This window comes from Ruminococcus sp. RTP21204st1_B2_RTP21204_210225 (assembly GCF_040914135.1).
Lineage (GTDB): Bacteria > Bacillota > Clostridia > Oscillospirales > Ruminococcaceae > Hominimerdicola > Hominimerdicola aceti.
Genome location: NZ_JBCPGA010000020.1, coordinates 38,711 through 45,077 on the forward strand (window position 1 = coordinate 38,711; position 6,367 = coordinate 45,077).

The following is a 6,367-nucleotide window of genomic DNA, read 5'->3' on the forward strand; positions in this document are numbered from 1 at the left end:
AGCAACCGATTTTAACTTAGAGTAATAGAAATTAAATTCAAAATCAGAAAAGGACTGATAAAAATGCCTGTAAAAAAATTAATTACACTTACAGAGGAAAATTTTCAAAAACTGCAAGAGATACAACGCTTGCGAGGAATTACAACAACGAGCGGCTGCGTGACGGCATTGATAAATGACGCATACAATAGTGACCACGATAAAACCGCCGATGATACACAGCTGAGAGAGATCGCAGCAAGTGTAGATAAGCTGCTGATGATCGCACGAGAAAGCGAGAGTATGATATATCAGGAGCGTGACGGAATCAACACACTCCTGCATTTTTACGAGGTGCAGGAATACCAATCGGCAGACAAGCGACTGACAGACAGCAAGCCCCACGATGTGCTTAATAAGTCTGCTGAAAATTATCAGCAACTTGTGCACCGGCGATCACTCGACAAAGGTGTTTCGGCACTGCAGGATCAAGGCAATGAGGAGAATGACACTGAATGACCCCAAATATATTTCATAAATGCAAATTCGTGTACAGCTGGCGTATAAGCGGTGACGGCGGCACTGTGCTGTTTGACTTTCTCAGTTATATGCTGCGTCCAGAGGCGTTCGAGCCCAGCAAGCACGCTGATGAAATGGAATATGTATATTCGGAGTTCATACCAAACGAAAAGAGTCAGGCGAAGGATATAAAAAAAGAACGATCCTATGGAGCGTTTACAAGCACTAAAGATAATTTGACCGCCGCTGATCTGGATAAGATACGGCAGCAGGAACGAGCAAGCCGTTCAGAGGGCTGCCCTAAGTATGCAGGTGTTATATCATTTGATAATGCATATCTGCGAGAAAATGGTTTCATTGTAGGGAATCAGCTAGACAGACAAGCACTTGTGGATGCTGCACGAAAAGGCATTAACGCTATGATAGATAAGACACAAAAGCTTGATGCAAGCAACTGTTACTGGGTAGGTGCGATCCATGTAAACACAGGCAACGTACACATACACTATCAGCTTGTGGAATATCACCGGCTTGAAGACAGACGCATTACATACAAGAACAGAGGTCAGGACGATTTTGAGCAGGCAGCATTAGACGAACTAAAAAGAGTAATGACACACTGCATTGACAAGAGCATAGCAGCACAAGAGCTTACAAGATTTCAAAGAGATGTACTTGCTCCGAGCATCAAAAGTGAATTTGCAGGAAGTATTCAAAAAATAAATGCACTTATCGACAAGCTTCCTGATGACCTAAAAAACAGCGGCAATCAGTGGCGGTATGCAAAACAAAGTAAACCCATAAAAAACGAAATTCAAAGCTGCATACGGTCTGTAATATCTGAAAATACCACATTGAGTATTATGTTCGACACATATCTCCATAAGCTTGACGAAATACAAGCAACGTTGTTTCGCAAAAGGTACGGACAAAATTCAAGGTGGGCAAATTATAAAGAAAACGAGCTTAATGGCAAAAACGGAGACGGCAAAGACGGATTTTATTCACGTGTCGGCAATTCGTTTCTGAACATCTGCCGAGAATACTATATGATAAAGGACAAGAACATACAGATCGACAACAACATCCCAGAGCCGAAAACGTATCTGTCTGAAAAAGAAAGCGAAGGCTTTTCTGAGAAAAATGAGCCTGACTACAACAACGGTATTTCCTCGCAGAAATCAAAAGTGTATCTGTCTGAAAATAAAAAAGATGATTTAGAGGATGCTATGCCTTATGACTCTTTAGAAAACTCTGATATCCCTGATGATTTGGAAATGTACCTATCTTCAAGAAATTATGATGAGTTGTATGAACCAAATGCTCCTGACTACAGCACGGATATTTTTCCGCAAGAGCCTGAAGCGTATCTGTCTGAAAATGATAAAAGCGATCAGGCAGTGGAACGTCTACGCATAGATTGGAGCAAGAACTATAAGCTTGCCCTCGACTATATGTACGGAAATGAACAGAACAAATCAGCAGTCATAAAGAAAGACCCCGAAAAAGCTTTTGAAATACTCTCAATAGAAAGCAAAAGCGGAAATATTATCGCAACATATGACATAGGCAAGCTTTATGACAGCCAAATGCTAAAATCCAATGACGGCGATACATTAAGTCAGCAATATTACAGCAAAGCCTTTGAAGATTTTCACAAGCTGCTGTCCATAGTAAGCATGAGTGATGACAAACGTGATAATTGGACAAAATCCTATCTCAACTATCGTATAGGTAAAATGTACGAATATGGGCTTGGCGTTACTCAAGACTATAACTCAGCCATAGAGCATTATAAGCTGTCTGAAAACAAATATGCTTATTTTGCTCTCGGAAACATATACAAATACGGCTCTGGTGTTGAAACAGACTATGCCAAAGCATTTGATTATTATATGCGCTCACTAAGCAGCAAAGGCGGAATGCCGTTCGCAAGTTATGCCGTAGGACAAGCTTATGAACTGGGACAAGGAGTAGAAAAAGACCTATCAAGTGCGCATAATTTTTACGCTGAAGCTTTAAAAGGTTTAGAGAAAGTATTCACGAAAAACCATGACGATAATATCAGCTACAAGATAGGTATGATGTATCTGAATGGCAAAGGAACGGATATAGACCTTGAATATGCTGAAAAATATCTGCTGCTCTCGGCGGACTCCAATAACTATAAAGCACAATATATGCTCGGTAAGCTCTATCAGAGCGACAGCAAAAAAGATCTTCAAAAGGCTGAAAAAGTCCTGATAAATGGTGCTGAAAACGCACAGGATAAAACAGGATTGTGTGAATATAGTCTTGGCAAGCTGTATCTTTCACAAGAGAGATATGACAAGGCGGCATCATACTTAGAACGTTCAGCAGCAAAAGATAATTACTATGCAGCATACACTCTCGGAAAACTCTATCAGGAGCAATTCAATGACAATGCTCTTGCAGAAAAGCACCTCATGCACGCTGCTGAGCATAAGGATGATGTTATGGGAATAGCAGCGTACCGTCTTGGTAAATTGTATCTTTCATTTCAGGAAAAAAGAAAAGCATTGCAGTATTTCATCAAAGCCGCAGACAAGGATAATACATACGGAATGTATGCTGCAGGGAAAATTCTTCTTGAAAGCAGAAAATCAACAGAAGTTTCAAAAGGAATACGCTACCTTTCATCAGCCGCCGATAAGGACTTTGAGCCTGCAATATACACTATGGGCAAATACTATAGCTCATTCAATAATACAAAAGCTAAAGAATACCTTAAGCGTTCTGCGTTTGAATACAACGATCCAAATGCACAGTATATTCTTGGAAAAGTGTATCTGTCTGAAAATAAAAACGAAATGGCTGAAAAGTGCTTCCGTCAGTGCGCTTTAAACGGCAACAATAGTGGACAGCTCGCTTATGGTTTAATGCTGCTTCGTGACGGTCAAAAGAAAGCAGCATATCAATGGCTGAGAAAGTCAGCACGCTCAGGCAATGACATTGCTAAAAAGATAATAAGCGGTAAAAAAGCGGATATACCATTTGAGTTCAGACTTGCAGGCTGTATGCAGGCGCAGAGGACACTTCTTCATAAATCATCAAGTATGCTGCGCAACGCCCTTAAATCTGAAGAAGCAAAAACCGCACGTCTTATGAGAGAATTTGAGATCGAGCAGGAAATGGCGAAAGCAAAAGAACAATATCATAGCATATAAAGGGGAACTAATATGGATCTTGAAAAACTTAAGCGCATAAAAAATCTTATCATCGCAAAAATTCTTTTTGTATTTGGCTGGATCTATGATCTTGCTATGCGTATTTTAAATGCGGTGAATAAAACACCTATTGAAAAAGACAAAGACCGCCGAAATGTCAGAATAAAACAATTTGCAATAGCTACATCGATACTATATGTGATCTTTAACAGCATTTTCATCTATGTTATAAAGTCATTGAGAAGTATAAGCACCGTCAATGGCAGTGCAGATTATTCAAAAACGCACTTTATGCCGTGGAATATCATTGTTCCACCCGGATTTATGATGTTCATTTTTGAGTTGATTCTTTCTCTTATAGTTGGTCTGGGAATAACGGTAAAGCTGCATACACTCTACCGAATGAAAAATGACAGCAAGAACGTTAAGGGTGACAACAAGTTTATGGAGGACAACGAACTGTTAGATCATTTTCTGGCAGTGCCTATGGATAACATCACTTCAGCCGAAAAGGCAGGAATGCTCATAGGAGAAAGCAACGGCGTCTACTACATCGAACCGGGCACATACAACACAATGACCGTAGGTGCACCACGTTCCGGCAAGGGTGAATGCTATGTGCTGCCAAGCCTGAGGCTTATGGCGAATGCAAAAGAAAAGCCCTCTGTTATCGTTAATGATATGAAAGGCGAGCTGCTTGAACTGACATATAAGGAATTTGCCAGAAACGGCTACAAGATAGTTACTCTTAACCTTATCGATACTGACCGATCTGATTGTTGGAATCCTCTACAACTTATCATTGACGAATATCTCGCTGCAAAACGAAACGGAAGCAACGATCTTTCACAAACCTCTAAGCTTGTCAGCTCATTTGCCCACTGTCTTACAGATGATGTACAAAGCGAAGCAATATGGACAGACTCTGCAAGGTCACTTTTAAGCGCCTTGATATACTATTTTCTTGATAAAGGCTATGAAAAAGGTGATATGTCAAACGTTAATATGTACAGCATAACAACATTCTTTACTGAATTTGGCGTATACAATACGGTGATCGAGGACGAAAGTGGTAACAAAAAAGAAGTCAACGCACTTGATGAACTTTTCAACGCACTGCCTGTGGGCTGTCTTGCAAGAACATCCTATTCAACGTCAAAGTTCTCCCAGGGTGATACACGTTCTTCAATATACACTGTTCTCTCCGCAGACCTTGAGATATTCATGACGGATATGGGTGTTCAAAAGCTGACATCTAAAAATGAAATAAACTTTGCTGACCTTACCAATGAAGATCAGCCTTGCATTATATATATGCTCGTTCCTTATGAGGAAAAATCACGATACGTTATCGCCTCGATGTTCGCAGATCAGTCATTTTTGTACCTCGCAAAACAGGCAAGAAAGTATCAGGGCGGAAAGCTGCCAAGGAAAATAGAGTATATGTATGACGAATTTGGACAAATGACTAAGCTGCCTGACCTCAGCAGTAAGATGAATGCCTCACCCGGAGCTAACATTCTTTTCAATCTATTTCTTCAGGACTACGGACAGCTTAAGAAATATGAAAAAGAAGAAGAAGGCATCAAAGGCGGCTGTAACATTCAGATATACATATTATCTCTTAATGGTAATACAAACAAAGCATTTTCTGAAATGATAGGAAATGAAACAGTAAACTATTTGACCTTCAGCGGAAGCCTGTATGGATTTTTAGATCACCAAGGTGAACGAGTTGACAGCAAGGCGCTGCTCGATACAACACAGCTCTCAAAGCTGCCGTTCGGCACTGCTATTGTCAAAAAAATGCGATGTGAACCAATAAAGACCAATATTACACCATATCATCTGCTACCTAACAAAATGCCACGCATACCTATAGACGAGCTGCCGATAAAATCTCGCAACATTGACCTTTCCGCAGCAATGTATCCATATGACGAGCTTTGGGACAGTCTGGGCGTAATAGGTTATCAATACAGATTAGACAGCCTCAAAAAGACCGCTGAACGTGCTATGAATGACTACTATATGCAGCTAGGCAAGATAGACCAAATAAAGTCAGACGGCAGCACTGTGTCCGAAAGTATGTATAAGGCTGCACTTGAACTTGAGAAAAATGCCGGTGCGGCTCAACGGCAAGTCATAGAATATCAGCAACAGGTACAAAAGCTCAATGAGTTTCGTGCAAACGAGGCACGAAAGATCTTTGCAGAGGCATATGGAACAAGCGGCTCAAACGAAGAAGATGATTACACCGATCAGGACGAGCTCTATTTCCCAGGAGAATACCCGGACGATGGTCCGTATGTCGATATCACCGCCCTGCTATATAAGATCAACGGACTTGTAGGAAGCGAGCTTGGAGGATTTCTTTCAGATCAGAACTATGCCGCTGCAAGGGGCTACATAAAGAAAATACAGAAACGTCCTGATATACGCAGCAATTTTGTTGTCGATGAATGGGCGGCACTGGAACAATACATTAACAATGAGGAATTGAAAAATGCGAATACCTAACAGCTTTGTTACACGTTTTACACAGGCATCAGACTTGAAACTTGCCTGTGTATTCTATAGTCTTATCCACAAGAATACAAAAAGAAATTGTAGGTTTGTCAATCATATTGGACACTATTATTAAGAAATTCGATAGGCGAAAACCATTTGAGGGGACGCAT

At 40.6% G+C, this 6,367-nt stretch carries 3 protein-coding genes; all 3 read left to right on the forward strand.

Annotated elements, in window-relative coordinates; genetic code table 11:
- Positions 1-63: 63 nt before the first annotated feature.
- From AB5123_RS08610 to AB5123_RS08620, 3 genes are read left to right on the forward strand one after another with little or no spacing between them, the layout of a single operon-like run.
- Positions 64-498 carry a hypothetical protein gene (locus AB5123_RS08610; protein ID WP_038672374.1) on the forward strand — a complete coding sequence of 145 codons (435 nt, stop codon included), beginning with the start codon at positions 64-66 and terminating at the stop codon, positions 496-498.
- Positions 495-3,686, forward strand: coding sequence for a relaxase MobL (gene mobL / locus AB5123_RS08615; RefSeq protein ID WP_368364705.1), 3,192 nt, complete (start codon positions 495-497; stop codon positions 3,684-3,686). The genes AB5123_RS08610 and mobL overlap by 4 nt, the downstream gene beginning before the upstream one ends.
- A gap of 12 nt (positions 3,687-3,698) precedes the next feature.
- Entirely contained in the window at positions 3,699-6,206 is a 2,508-nt protein-coding gene (locus tag AB5123_RS08620; RefSeq protein ID WP_368364706.1) for a VirD4-like conjugal transfer protein, CD1115 family, read from the forward strand.
- Positions 6,207-6,367: the final 161 nt, after the last annotated feature.